The organism is Mesorhizobium sp. BR1-1-6 (genome assembly GCF_020165355.1).
In the GTDB taxonomy this organism is placed as follows: Bacteria; Pseudomonadota; Alphaproteobacteria; order Rhizobiales; family Rhizobiaceae; genus Mesorhizobium.
Genome location: NZ_JAIUHZ010000001.1, coordinates 404,359 through 416,947, shown reverse-complemented (window position 1 = coordinate 416,947; position 12,589 = coordinate 404,359). Strand labels below are relative to the sequence as shown.

The following is a 12,589-nucleotide window of genomic DNA, read 5'->3' as shown; positions in this document are numbered from 1 at the left end:
GGTCGGCGCGCCACAGACGCGCGCGGAGAAGCGCGACGGCAGGCGTTTTCTGTCCTGCAGCACGAACCCCTTGTAGGCCGGATCGCCAAAAAGCTCTTCCATGGCGGGGTAGATAGCAATGTTTTGGCTTTTCGGCAATTGGCGGTGGCTGCGCGGGACCTGGGTTCCTCGTCCTCGCGTCCACGCCTCCGGGGGATGCGCACCAAGGTTGGCGGACCCGCGGTTCAAAGCACCTCGAAGACAAACGTCTTCACCAGCGCATCCGGCTCGGCAGTCGCATAGCAGCGGAACCACGGGCTTTGCTCCATCAGCCGCCATTTTCCCGTCCGTTCCAGCTCGTCGAAGACGGCCTGGAAACCACCGCTTTCGAACACCTGGTCGCGCACGGTGAAGATGGCGTGGCCGCCTTTCTTCGTGATGCGCACCAGTTCGTGCAGGCCGGAAGCCGGCGCATGGCTGATGGTGAACACGCCGGTCGAGAAGAAGGCGCGGAAATGGCCGTCGGGCCAGGGCAGCGGGCCGCCCAGCATTGCCTGCTTCAGCTCGCCATAGGCGTTGCGGCTGCCGGCGATCTTCAGCATGTCGTCCGACAGGTCGAGCCCGGCGATATCGCCGTAGCCCAGCGCCTTCAGCGACGGCCCCGACAGGCCGGTGCCGCAGCCCGCGTCGAGCAGCGGCCCTTCGCCCGCAGGCACATGGCGCGCCACCCAGGCGGCAATGAGGAACGGCAGGAGATAACCGAGCGAGGCGGTCTCGCTGTCATAGGTCGCGGCCCATGCGGCATAGGCCTGCGCCAGGGTTTCGGGCGTATCGGCCGTATAGACCGAATTCAGCGCAGCATTGGCCTTGTCGACGTTCATGGGCATGCTCCTCCTCCAGTGCGTAACCGGAGCGTAACGCCGTCCTTGCCGAAACACTATTCCTGATGCTGGCGGCGCAACCGCCGTTCCAGCGCCCGGAGCGCCAAAGACAAGCCGACGGTCAGGATGAGATAGATGTAGGCTGTTATCGAATAGGTCTCGAAGAAGCGGAAGGAACCGGCGGCATAGACCTTGCCCATCTGCGTGATGTCGGCGACACCGAGCACCGAGACCAGCGAGGAATCCTTGACCAGGGCGACGAAGTCATTGCCGAGCGGCGGCAGGATGGTACGGATCGCCTGCGGAAAGACGATGAGCCGGAAACGTTGCGCCCGCGTGAGCCCGAGCGCCTTGGCCGCTTCGATCTGGCCCTTCTCGACCGCCTGGATGCCGGCCCGGAACACTTCGGAGATGAAGGCGGAATAGCCGATGGTCAGCGCCATGACGGCGCGCCACAAGAGCGAGACGTCGCGCACCTGCAACTCGCCGAGATAGCCGGTGCTCTGCAGCGGCGCGGTCAGCGCGTTCCAGGCTGCGACGAAAGCCGGTGCGCCGGCAAACGCGATCCAGAACAAAAGCACCAGGATCGGTACGCCACGGATGATCTCGACATAGAAACGCGCGATCTGCCGCAGCCACTGCGAACCCGACAATCCCATCAGCGCGATGCCGAGGCCGATGATCGAGGCCAGCGCGAAGGCGACAATGGTGACGAAGACGGTGACGCCGATGCCCTTGGCGACAGTGGCGAAGACCTGGGCATAAAGATCGCTGGCGGCGATGGCGAGCGCGGCGGCCAAGGCAAGGACAAGGGCGGCGGCCAGCCACCAGGGGAATTCAGGTTTGACGGAGGATGGTGGGGGGGCCATCAGGCGTGGCCGGCGAGGTGCATAGTGCGCAAGGCAGGCGCCAAGGCGCCCCCCTCTGTCCTGCCGGACATCTCCCCCTCAAGGGGGGAGATCAGATGTCTCATCGGCCTTCGCCAATCTTCATCGATGCTGCATGTGGGACGAAGGCCAAGCTGCCAATCTCCCCCCTTGAGGGGGAGATGCCCGGCAGGGCAGAGGGGGGCGTTCAAGCGCAAACTCAGCGCGAGTTCCCGCACGCGCACCGCCCGCATCAAGACGAACTACTGCCCCATCTTGTAATCAAGAAACCATTTCTTGTTCAGCGCATCGAACGTGCCGTCGGTCTTGAGCGCGGCGATCGCGGCGTTGACAGGCTTCACCAGGTCGGAGCCCTTGGGAAAGATGAAGCCGAAATCCTCGGTGCCCAGCGGGCCGCCGATCAGCTTCAGCTTGCCCTCGGAAGCGTCGACATAGCCCTTGCCCGCAGTGCCGTCCGTGAGCACCACATCGACGTCGCCAGTCTTCAGCGCCTGCACGGTGGCACCGAACGTCTCGAACAGCTTTATGCGCGGGTTCTGCTCATTGCCGTCCAGCACGCTGTAGACAGCGGTGTAGAAGGGCGTCGTGCCGGCCTGCGCGCCGATCAGCCCGTCCTTGAAGGCGCCGAAGGTCTTGGCGTCGGTGAAGCGGCTCTCGTCGCCGCGCACCAACATGAACTGTTCCGAGCGCATATAGGGGTCAGAGAAATCCACCTTCTGCTTGCGGTCGTCCTTGATGGTGATGCCGGTCATGCCGATGTTGTACTGGTTGTCGGAAACCGCCTGGATCATCGCGTCCCAGGACGTGTTCTGGTACTCGACGGTGAAATTCAGCCGCTTGGCGATCTCGTTCATCGCGTCATATTCCCAGCCGATCTGTTTTCCGGTCTTGGCATCGATGAACTGTAGCGGCGGATAGGCGTTTTCCGTCACCACCACCACTTTCTTGCCGCCGAGATCGGGCAGCGCCTGGGCGAAGGCGGCAACGGGCGCAAGCATGACGGCAAGCAGGCCGGCCAGCAGCAGTTTCGATTTTGTCATGACACACTCCCCGGAAGTGAAAGCGCCCGGACACGGGCCGGGCTTGCAAAGGAAATCCGGCGCCGACTTTAGCTCTCCGCAAGCGCCATGCAAGACGCTCCGCTGCGCCACGGCCGGCGAAAAACGCAAATAGATACTTTCGGCCGGGATTTTGGGGAACGATCCTTGCCGTGGCCGATCAGCCGCGCTGCGGCGCTCCGGCATCGGCCTCGCGCAGCCCGGCGACGAAGCGGGTCAGCGTGCCGTGCAGCGACTTCAACTCGGCTGGGTCGAGCGGCAGGCTGCAGAGCATGGCGGCGGGGATGTCCCTGGCGCGCTCGCGCAAGGCTTGGCCCTTGGCTGTCGGCTCGACCAGCACGCGGCGCTCGTCGGCAGGATCGCGCCGGCGCGTAACCAGGCCGCCGGCCTCGAGCCGCTTGAGCAGCGGCGTCAGCGTCGCCGAATCGAGGCCCAGCGCCTCGCCGAGCTCGCCCACCGTGCTCGGCGCGCGCTCCCACAGCGCCAGCATGGCCAGATATTGCGGATAGGTCAGGCCAAGCGGATCGAGCAACGGCCGGTAGAGCTTCGTCATCAATCCGCTCGCCGAATAGAGCGCGAAGCAGAGCTGGTCGCTGAGCCTTGGGACCGCGCTTGTCCCGGCGTCACCCGCCGGGACCTGGTTGGCCGTGTCTTTGGTTTTCGCCGTCATGTCGCCTTTGCCGAAATCGCCACCTCGATATTGCCCCTGGTTGCGTTGGAGTAGGGGCAGATCTGGTGCGCTGCCGATACAAGCGCTTCGGCGGCCGCCTGATCAAGACCTTTCGTCTCGGCCGCCAGGGAAACGCCGAGCAGGAAACCGCCCTGACCGTTGGGATGGAGGCTGACAGTGGCCGTCACCGAGGCATCGCGCAGCGGCAGTTTCTGCTTGCCGGCGAGAAACCGCATGGCGCTTTCGAAGCAAGCGGCATAGCCGGCGGCGAAAAGCTGTTCGGGATTGGTGGCGCCACCCTTGCCGCCAAGCTCCTTCGGCATTGCGAGATCGAGGCTGAGCAGGCCGTCATCGGTCTGGACGTGGCCGGCGCGGCCGCCGACGGCACGAGCCTGGGTCGAATAGAGTGCGGTCATATCAAGTCTCCGAAAATTAGATTGTACACGATTATTTAGTCTACCGTATTATAGAAATCAATCCCGCTTTGGAAGCCCGCATTTGGCAAAAGGCGGGCTCCGAAACGAAAAAAGGCGGCCGAAGCCGCCTTTTTTAAGAATATCTGTCTAAACCTTATTCGGCGGCGGCGGCTTCCGCAGCCTTCGCGGCCTCGTCGGCGGCCTTCTTCTCGGCGGCTTCCTTGGCGGCTGTCTCGGCGGCCAGCGCCTGCGCGGCGGCAACCTTCTCGGCCTCGATGCGCGCCTTCTCGGCGTTCAACGCATCGCGCTCCTCATCATTGAGCTTGCGGGCGCGCACGCCAGTGTTCTCCGAAATACGGGCCGACTTGCCGCGACGGTCGCGCAGGTAATAGAGCTTGGCACGACGCACCTTGCCGCGACGCACGATCTCGACGCCTTCGACCATTGGCGAAAACACCGGGAAGACGCGCTCGACGCCTTCGCCGTAGGAGATCTTGCGGACGGTGAAATTTTCCTGGAAGCCCGAACCGGCGCGGGCGATGACGACGCCTTCATAGGCCTGGACGCGGGTGCGGGTGCCTTCGGTCACGCGGACCTGGACGCGCACGGTGTCGCCGGGCTGGAATTCGGGAAGCTTGCGCTTGGCTTCGATCTTGGCGGCCTGTTCGGCCTCGAGCTGACGGATGAGATCCATCTCAATAATCCACTTCTTGTTCTTCCGACAGTCAGAGCGCCCGGCGCTCGCCTTGCAGTTCCAATGACCACTCGGCTATGCCCTTTGTTCGAAAACATCGGGCAGGGGCGACTACACCGCCATTGTTGACGGGTCCGGCAGATTTCTCCCGGTTCGGCGGGCACATACAGCTATTTCGACGCTTTGTCACGTCTTGGCCGCGTCTTTTTTGCTCGCGTGCACCATCGTATCTGTCCACTACCGGGTTGCAAGGGCCCTTCAAGCTGCCTAAGGCGGGGCAACCATAGTTCTCCGGCGGCATCCTCATGTCCTTTTTCGACGCGGTCCTGCTATTCATGGCGGGTTTTCTTTCCGGCGCCGCCAATGCGGTCGCGGGCGGCGGCACCTTCATCACCTTCGGTGCCATGACCTTGGTCGGCCTGCCGCCGATCGTCGCCAACGCGACCTCCTCGGTGACGCAATTTCCCGGCTACATCACCTCGACGCTGGCCTACCGGGACGACATCCGCCATTTCTGGCGTGGCGCCCTGCTGCTCTGCCTGATATCGGCGCTCGGCGCACTGGCCGGCGCACTCATCCTGCTGGCGCTGGACAATCCGTCATTTCGCGTCCTGGTGCCGTGGCTGCTGCTGGCCGCGACGGCGCTGTTCGCCGCCGGGCCGTGGCTGAAGCCCGCACCCAAACCGGGGCATGAGGCTTCCGTAGGCTCATTGGCCGGCTCGCTGGCGCAGTTCGTCACGGCCATCTATGGCGGCTTCTTCGGAGCCGGCATGGGCGTGATGATGCTGGCGACGCTCGGCCTCACCCAGGCCGGCGACTACCACCGCCTGAATGCGCTGAAAAACATGCTGGCAATTGTCATCGCGGCGGTCGCCATCGTCGTCTTCGTCTCGGGCGGCGTCGTCGCCTGGCCGCAGGCGATCATCATGATCCCCGGCGGCGCGCTGGGCGGCTATGCCGGCGTGTGGATCGCCAAGCGCGTGCCGCAGAACGTGGTGCGCGGCTTCGTCGTCGCGGTCGGGCTGTTCCTGGCTTTCTACTATTTCGCCAAGGGCTGAGGAGAGCCGAGCAAGTCCGGCCGCCGTTCTCGAGTCAGCTTCTCCGACTCTGCCCGCCGCCAAGCTGCGATCTTGCCGTGGTTGCCCGAGGTCAGCACCTCGGGAATGGGCCGGCCCTCGAAATCCTGCGGCCGCGTGTAATGCGGGTGTTCGAGCAGGCCGTTTTCAAAGCTCTCTTCTTTACCCGACACGGCATTGCCCATGACGCCGGGCAGCAGCCGCACCACCGCGTCGAGCAGCACAAGCGCCGCCGGCTCGCCGCCGGAGAGGATGAAATCGCCTATGGAGACTTCCTCCAATTTCCGCGCGTCGATCACCCGCTGGTCGATGCCTTCGAAGCGGCCGCACAGGATGACGGCGCCCGGCCCGGCGGCCAGTTCGCGCACGCGCGCCTGCGTCAGCGGCTTTCCACGCGGGCTCATCAGCAGCCGTGGCCGCAAATCGCCTTCGGGCGAGGCATGGTCGATCGCCCTGGCCAAGATATCGGCGCGCATGACCATGCCGGCGCCGCCGCCGGCCGGCGTGTCGTCGACAGTGCGGTGGCGGTCGGTTGCGAAGTCGCGGATCTGGATTGTCTGCAGCGACCATGTACCGGCCTCCAGCGCCCGCCCGGCCAGCGACAGGCCAAGCAGACCCGGAAACATTTCCGGGTAGAGCGTAAGCACGGAGGCGGAGAAGCTCACCGGTTGCCCCCGGCGTCCCTCGGGCCGCGCGGCCTGCCCTTCGGGTCGAAGCCTTCCTCGCGCGGCGCTTCGCCGTCCTCGTCCTCGACCAGTCCGGCCGCCGCCTGGTTGACGCGCACAAAACCCTCGGCGATCGACACTTCGGGCACAGCGGCCTGCGTGAACGGGATTAACACGCCCTTGCGTCCGGCCAGCGTCACATCGAGGATGTCGCCGCCGCCGAAATTGTGCACGGCGACTACCTTGCCAAGGACGGCTCCCGTATCGTCCCGAACCTCCAGACCGATCAGGTCGGCATGATAGAATTCGTCCTCCTCGCCGTCATCGGGCAGCATGGAGCGATCGACGAACAGCTCCGTGCCGGCCAGCGCCTCGGCCGCGTTGCGGTCACTGACACCCTTGAAGCGCACCACGACCACGGTGTTGGCGGGCCTTATGTCGATGATCTGGAAGGCGCGGCCGTCCCTTGCGTAAAGCGGCCCGTAATCGGCGAGCGCCAGCGGATCGCCGGTAAAGGTTTTGACGCGCAATTCGCCCTTGATGCCGTGGGCGGCGCCGATCACGGCCATCTGGACAGGGTTCTGGGGCTTGCTCATGGCGCGCTTTTACCTTCGTCATCCACGGGCGGAGCAGGCGCGAAGCGACTGCGCAGACCCGAGGACCCATTCGTTACGGTGATCAAACCCACGGCAGTTCAGAAAGGCTCACGGGTTTCGTTCCTGCAACTCTCTATTTGCGGATACCCCGTTTGGCCAATCACCACGGTTTTGACTTGCCGCCGGTCGACTCCTAGCCCCACCGGATTGTCATTTCAATGACGCCTCTTCACCGCTTCCTAACCCGGCTGCCGGAAAATGACGGCGAACCGGAACGACGCCATGCAGGAATTCCTTATCCCGGCAAAGCCCGACCTCCAGGCGGCGCGCGAAAGCTGGCTCAAGATGCTCGCGCGAGAACGTCGGCTGTCGCCCGAGACGGTGGAAGGCTACGAGCGCGACACCAGGCAGTTCCTGCATTTCCTGACGGGTCATAATGGCGGCCCGCCCGGCATAGCCGACATCGCCGATCTGCGCCCGGCCGACCTGCGCGGCTTTCTCGCCGCCCGCCGCAATGAAGGCGCAGGCGCCCGCACGCTCGGCCGGGGGCTGGCCGGCATTCGCTCACTCTTGCGTTTTCTGGAACGGCGTGGTCTCGCCAACGCAGCGGGCGCGGCGGCCCTGCGCGCGCCTCGCCAACCAAAGTCACTGCCGAAACCGCTGACGGCCAGTGACGCAAAACATGTCGTTTCCGTCGAGGGTCAATTGGCGGAGGAACCCTGGATCGCCGCCCGCAACGCCGCCGTGCTGACGCTGCTCTACGGCTCGGGCCTGCGCATTTCCGAGGCGCTCGGCCTTGCCGGCGCCGAACTGGCGTCGGACGCCGACACGGTGCTGCGCGTCACCGGTAAGGGTGGCAAGACGCGGCTGGTGCCAGTGCTGCCGGTGGCGCTCAAGGCGGTTGCCGAATACCGCCGGCTGTGCCCCCACCATCTCGACCCCAAGGGCCGGTTGTTTCGCGGCGCGCGCGGCGGCCCGCTCAACCCGGCCATCGTCCAGCGGGAGATGGCCAAGCTGCGCTCGGCGCTCAACCTGCCGGACACCGCAACGCCGCACGCCTTGCGCCATTCCTTTGCCACGCATCTGCTCGGCCGCGGCGGCGACCTGCGCACCATCCAGGAACTGCTCGGCCATGCCAGCCTGTCGACCACGCAGATCTACACCGGCGTCGATACGGCGAGGCTGTTGGAGATCTATGAATCGGCTCACCCGAGGGCGTGAAGTATTGGGGTTGTGCGAGGCTTCCGGACTTCGCCACGGGATGATGAGGGGTGGGCGGCTCAACCAACCGCAAGCCGTTCAGTAATTCGAGCGATAGTCAAAACTGATTGAACCGAAGACAATTTCGTTCTCCGGGTTAACCGTTTTGCCGTTTTTCCAGCTTAGGAAAGGACCATGAAACGGGTCATCGTCATCGCCGACCGCGCTGCGCTCTTCTCGTTGAAGCTGCTCTTGGCGTTCCATGTGCTGTTTTTCCTGTCCCTGCTCGCCGTCCTGTTGTTCGCGGCGGGCAAGGCGCATGCCGAAATCCCGTCCTGCACCGGCGCCGACATGCTGTCGGCGTTGCAGAAAAGCGACCCGCCCACCTACCGCAAGATCGAGGCGGAAGCCGCCGCAACGCCGAACGGCAAGGGCCTGCTGTGGAAGCTGGAGAAGACGGGCGAACAGCCGTCCTTCCTGTTCGGCACCATGCATATGACCGACCCGCGTGTCACAGCGCTGCCGCCGGCGGCGCAGAAGGCCTATGACGGCGCCGGCACCATCGTGATCGAGACCACCGAAGTGCTCGACCAGCAGAAGATGATGGCGGCTCTGCTCAAGCAGCCGGAGCTGATGATGTTCACCGACAGCACCACGCTGTCGTCGCTGCTGTCGCCGGACGACGCCGCGGCGGTCGACAAGGCGCTCGACGAACGCGGCATCCCGCCGGCAACCGTCGCCAAGATGAAGCCGTGGATGCTGTCGGCCATGGTGGCGCTTCCAGCCTGCGAGCTCGCCCGCAAGGCCGGCGGCGCGCCGGTGCTCGACGTCAAGCTTGCCGAGGATGCCAAGGCCTCCGGAAAATCCGTCGAAGGGCTGGAAACCGTCGCCGACCAGCTGCGCGCCATGGCTTCGCTGCCGATGGCGTTCCACATGAAGGGACTGGTCGACACGCTGAAGCTCGGCGACAGGATGAACGACGTCAACGAAACCATGATCGTGCTCTACCAGCGCGGCGAGACCGGCATGTTCTGGCCGCTGTTTCGCGCCGTGCTGCCCGGCGAGACGGGCGACGCGACAGGCTACGCGGCATTCGAGCAGACCATGATCACCAGCCGCAACAAGGCGATGGTCGATCATGCCGGACCATTCCTCGCCAAAGGCAGTGCCTTCATCGCCGTCGGCGCGCTGCATCTGCCCGGTCCCGAGGGCTTGGTCGAGGATTTCCGCAAAGCCGGCTATACTGTCACCGCTGTCGATTGAGTCGCGTGGGCAGCGGAGGAATCAGGCGCCGCGTTTTCGGCGCTTTCCTTCCCTAGCGTGAAACCCCATCAACGGTTGCGCGTTGATGGCTGTTGATTGATCATTTTCATCCACGGAGGACACTTTTATGGCGAATCCATCAAACGACACGCCCAGATCAGGTGGCGGCGGCAGCCCTTGGCTGATTGCATTGGTCGTCGTTATTCTGGCGATTGTCGCGTATTATGTTTTCGGAAGAAGTGGTGAGCATCCGGCGACCGAACCGCCCGCCGCGAGCACACCGGCGCCAGCGCCCGCGGAGCCGATGAAGCCCGCCGAACCGGCCCCTGCCCCTGCCCCAGCACCCGCGCCGGCCCCTGCACCGGCGACACCGGCTCCTGCGCCGGCCCCAGCTCCCGCACCGGCCCAGTAATCGGGCCACGGCTTTCAACGAAGAACGGCCCGCCTTCCGGTGGGCCGTTCTGTTTGGGGCAGGCAAGGAGGCAATTCCCTCAAGGGAAGCGCTACGCGCTTGCCCGGGAAAACCGTTTCATGATTTTCCTGGATCGTTCTAAATATGGATCGGCTTGAAGAACGTCGCCAATGCCGCTTCCTTCACTGCTTCCGACATGGTCGGATGGGCATGACAGGTGCGGGCGAGATCTTCCGACGAGCCGCCGAATTCCATCAGCACCGCCGCCTCGTGGATCATCTCGCCGGCGCCGAAGCCGACGATGTGAACGCCGAGCACGCGGTCGGTGGCCTTGTCGGCCAGGATCTTGACGAAGCCATCGGTGTGCAGCATGGCGCGCGCCCGGCCATTGGCGGTGAACGGGAATTTCCCGACCTTGTAGTCGATGCCGGCCTTCTTCAATTCTTCCTCGGTCTTGCCGACCGAAGCGATCTCCGGGCTGGTGTAGACGACGCTCGGAATGACGTCGTAGTTCACATGGCCGGCCTGGCCGGCAATCGTCTCGGCGACCGCCACGCCCTCATCCTCGGCCTTGTGCGCCAGCATCGGCCCGGCGATGACATCGCCGATGGCATAGATGCCTGGTACGTTGGTCCTCAGGTGCGCGTCCGTCTTGACCCGGCCGCGCTCATCGACCTCGACGCCGGCTTCCTTCAGGCCCAGGCTGTCGGCGAAAGCGCGGCGGCCGGTGGCGATCAGCACGATGTCGGCCTCGATCGTCTCGGCCGCGCCGCCTTTCACAGGCTCGAAAGTGACGCTGGCGCCCTTCTTGGCCTTGGCGACGCCGGTGACCTTGGCGCCGAGCCTGAATTCGAAGCCCTGCTTGGAGAGCAGCCGCTGGAATTGCTTGGAGACCTCACCGTCCATACCGCCGAGGATGGTGTCGAGGAATTCGACCACGGTGACCTTGGCGCCGAGCCGCGCCCAGACCGAGCCGAGCTCGAGCCCGATGACGCCGCCGCCGACCACGACGAGATGGCCGGGCACCTTGTCCAGCGACAGCGCGCCGGTCGAGGACACGATGACTTTTTCGTCGAAGTCGACCGTGACGCCAGGAATGCCGGCGACATCCGAGCCGGTGGCGATGACGATGTTCTTCGTCTCGATTTCCTCGACCTTGCCGTCCTCGCTCGTCACCGACACCTTGCCCGCCGCGACCACCGTGCCGATGCCGCGAAAACTATCGATCTTGTTCTTCTTGAACAGGAAGGCGACGCCGTTGACGTTCGCCGTCACCGTGGCGTCCTTGTGCGCCATCATCTTCTTCAAATTGAGCTTCGGTGTCACTTCGACACCCAGTGTGTCGAAGGAGTGGCCGGCTTCGGCGAACATCTCGGAGGCATGCAGCAACGCCTTGGACGGAATGCAGCCGATGTTGAGGCAGGTGCCGCCGAAGGTCGGGTTCTTCTCGACCACCGCGACCTTCAGCCCGAGCTGCGCCGCCTTGATGGCGCAGACATAGCCGCCCGGTCCCGAGCCGATGATTACGACGTCATAAGCCATGTTTGTTTCCCTTTTTCTTGGGGCGCTCAGCGGCCGCCGCTGACATTCAGGATCGCGCCGGTCGTATAGGACGCGGCATCGGACAACAGGTAGAGAACCGCGCCCGCGACTTCATCCGCGGTGCCGGCTCTTTTCATCGGCAGAAGATCGCGGAAGCGTTCTATCCGGTCCGGCTGTCCACCCGAGGCATGGATTTCGGTATCGATGATGCCCGGCCGCACCGCATTGACGCGGATGCCTTCCAGCGCCACCTCGCGGGCGAGCCCCATGGTGAAGGTGTCGATCGCGCCCTTGGACGCGGCGTAGTCGACATATTCGCCCGGCGAGCCCAGAACTGCCGCAGCCGACGAGATGTTGACGATGGATCCACCCGACCCACCGTGACGGCTCGACATCCGCTTCACCGCTTCGCGGGCGCAGAGGAACGACCCCACGACATTGATGCGCATCATGCGCTCCAGCCGTGAAACATCCATCTCATCGACCCGCGCCTTGACGTCGACGATGCCGGCATTGTTGACGAAAGCATCGAGCCGGCCATAGCCGCGGTCGACGGCTTCAAACATGGCAACGATATCGGATTCGACGCCGACATCGCCCCTGACCGCAAAGGCCTCGCCGCCTGCGGCCTTGATTTCGCCGACCAGTGCCTCGGCGGCGGTCTGGTTGGAGGTGTAGTTGACCGCTACGCGATAGCCAGCCTTCGACCCGAGCCGGCAGATCGCGGCGCCGATGCCGCGGCTGCCACCGGTGACCAGCAGCACCTTTTGCGTCCCGCTCATTCCTGGCATCCCTTCAAGGCAAACACGTCCGACGGCACTTTCGAAAACCCGGCGCCGCCATAGGCGGTGGATTGATGCAACACCGGACCGAGATCGGCCAGGATCAGCGTCTTCGGTGCTTCGACGCCTTCGGCCGGCAACAGGCCGATGCTGCCCTTTTCATCCGACGTATAGATGACGCCGTTCCACAAGGTGCAGGCGGCAAGCTCGGTGCCGGTAACGTCGCCTCCCGGGCATTTGTACATCAGCGCCCCGTTCGGCCGCGAAACACCTTCGTTCCATTGGACGATGCCGTTCAGCACCACATCGTTGTCGAGGATCAAGCGGAACGTGTTGGTGACGGTCGCCGACGTGCCGGTCGGCGTAAAATTGATCTCACTGCCGCTCTGGGCATCGCCGTAGACGGCGAGTTCGGCCGGGCATGCGGCATTAGCGTGGACAGCGGCGAATGCCATACCGGCCGCCAGC

14 protein-coding genes are annotated in these 12,589 nt (G+C 64.4%); 3 read left to right on the top strand and 11 right to left on the bottom strand.

The genetic code is table 11. From position 1 onward, the window contains the following. Positions 1-224 precede the first annotated feature (224 nt). The 6 genes from LB545_RS02025 to rplS all read right to left on the bottom strand — a co-directional run bounded on the left by LB545_RS02025 (position 225) and on the right by rplS (position 4,585). On the bottom strand, positions 225-860 hold the full coding sequence (locus LB545_RS02025) for a class I SAM-dependent DNA methyltransferase (RefSeq protein WP_224704339.1): 636 nt from the start codon (positions 858-860) through the stop codon (positions 225-227). Between the two features lie 56 nt (positions 861-916). Continuing rightward, a complete protein-coding gene (locus LB545_RS02020) occupies positions 917-1,729 on the bottom strand; it encodes an amino acid ABC transporter permease (RefSeq protein WP_140492737.1) in 813 nt (270 codons plus the stop codon). 260 nt (positions 1,730-1,989) lie between these two features. Continuing rightward, entirely contained in the window at positions 1,990-2,787 is a 798-nt protein-coding gene (locus LB545_RS02015) for a transporter substrate-binding domain-containing protein (protein ID WP_140524675.1), read from the bottom strand. Between the two features lie 178 nt (positions 2,788-2,965). Next, the gene (locus LB545_RS02010) at positions 2,966-3,475 is read right to left on the bottom strand and encodes a MarR family winged helix-turn-helix transcriptional regulator (protein ID WP_140492743.1); all 510 of its coding nucleotides are present in this window, start codon (positions 3,473-3,475) and stop codon (positions 2,966-2,968) included. Then, entirely contained in the window at positions 3,472-3,891 is a 420-nt protein-coding gene (locus tag LB545_RS02005) for an organic hydroperoxide resistance protein (protein WP_140492746.1), read from the bottom strand. The genes LB545_RS02010 and LB545_RS02005 overlap by 4 nt, the downstream gene beginning before the upstream one ends. 154 nt (positions 3,892-4,045) lie before the next feature. Beyond that, a complete protein-coding gene (gene rplS / locus LB545_RS02000) occupies positions 4,046-4,585 on the bottom strand; it encodes a 50S ribosomal protein L19 (protein WP_140492749.1) in 540 nt (179 codons plus the stop codon). Positions 4,586-4,890: 305 nt separating this feature from the next. Here rplS and LB545_RS01995 point away from each other — a divergent pair, with 305 nt between their 5' ends. Continuing rightward, a complete protein-coding gene (locus tag LB545_RS01995; RefSeq protein WP_224625130.1) occupies positions 4,891-5,643 on the top strand; it encodes a sulfite exporter TauE/SafE family protein in 753 nt (250 codons plus the stop codon). On the opposite strand, the gene trmD is transcribed toward LB545_RS01995, so the two are convergent. Together trmD and rimM are read right to left on the bottom strand one after the other, a co-directional pair. After that, entirely contained in the window at positions 5,625-6,326 is a 702-nt protein-coding gene (gene trmD / locus LB545_RS01990) for a tRNA (guanosine(37)-N1)-methyltransferase TrmD (RefSeq protein ID WP_224704338.1), read from the bottom strand. The genes LB545_RS01995 and trmD overlap by 19 nt on opposite strands. Continuing rightward, on the bottom strand, positions 6,323-6,922 hold the full coding sequence (gene rimM / locus LB545_RS01985) for a ribosome maturation factor RimM (protein WP_140492758.1): 600 nt from the start codon (positions 6,920-6,922) through the stop codon (positions 6,323-6,325). The genes trmD and rimM overlap by 4 nt, the downstream gene beginning before the upstream one ends. A gap of 282 nt (positions 6,923-7,204) precedes the next feature. Here rimM and LB545_RS01980 point away from each other — a divergent pair, with 282 nt between their 5' ends. After that, positions 7,205-8,143: a tyrosine recombinase XerC gene (locus tag LB545_RS01980; RefSeq protein ID WP_224704337.1), complete on the top strand. Its 939-nt coding sequence runs from the start codon at positions 7,205-7,207 to the stop codon at positions 8,141-8,143. Positions 8,144-8,317: 174 nt separating this feature from the next. Next, positions 8,318-9,385, top strand: a complete 1,068-nt coding sequence (locus LB545_RS01975) for a TraB/GumN family protein (protein WP_224704336.1) — start codon at positions 8,318-8,320, stop codon at positions 9,383-9,385. Positions 9,386-9,935: 550 nt separating this feature from the next. Here LB545_RS01975 and lpdA read toward each other — a convergent pair. From lpdA to LB545_RS01960, 3 genes are read right to left on the bottom strand one after another with little or no spacing between them, the layout of a single operon-like run. Further along, positions 9,936-11,339 (bottom strand): dihydrolipoyl dehydrogenase, encoded by a 1,404-nt coding sequence (lpdA, locus tag LB545_RS01970; protein ID WP_224704335.1) that lies wholly within the window; start codon positions 11,337-11,339, stop codon positions 9,936-9,938. Between the two features lie 26 nt (positions 11,340-11,365). Then, a complete protein-coding gene (locus tag LB545_RS01965) occupies positions 11,366-12,121 on the bottom strand; it encodes an SDR family oxidoreductase (protein WP_140662757.1) in 756 nt (251 codons plus the stop codon). Then, positions 12,118-12,576 carry a hypothetical protein gene (locus LB545_RS01960; protein WP_181172074.1) on the bottom strand — a complete coding sequence of 153 codons (459 nt, stop codon included), beginning with the start codon at positions 12,574-12,576 and terminating at the stop codon, positions 12,118-12,120. Before LB545_RS01960 ends, LB545_RS01965 begins: the two co-directional genes overlap by 4 nt. Between the last annotated feature and the right edge of the window lie 13 nt (positions 12,577-12,589).